General features: G+C 61.7%; 1 protein-coding gene. It reads left to right on the plus strand.

The window, feature by feature from the left end; genetic code table 11:
- Window positions 1-282: immunoglobulin-like domain-containing protein (locus tag NC856_RS17735; protein WP_264091716.1), on the plus strand; the 282-nt coding region annotated here is incomplete at both ends.

Below are 282 nucleotides of genomic sequence, written 5' to 3' on the forward strand. Positions count from 1 at the left end.
CTATCAGCAGGGTGAGGAAGCGCTGACCCTCGGTATCAAAGACGCTGCCGGCGGCAACTATGAAGCGCTGGATACGAGCAGTACAACCACCACCACGGTAGTGGATAACCGCGACGCCACCACCTTGACGCTGGGGGATATCACCGTGGCGGAAGGCAGCGGCACCGCCACCATTGGCGCGACATTAAGCCAGCCGACCGACCGCGAATTTACCGTGACGCTCAGCAATGGCGCGACCATCACCTTTGCCGCCAACAGCGCGGTTGGCACCTCAACGGCGTT

Origin of the sequence: Brenneria izbisi (assembly GCF_025840185.1) — a bacterium.
In the GTDB taxonomy this organism is placed as follows: Bacteria; Pseudomonadota; Gammaproteobacteria; order Enterobacterales; family Enterobacteriaceae; genus Brenneria; species Brenneria izbisi.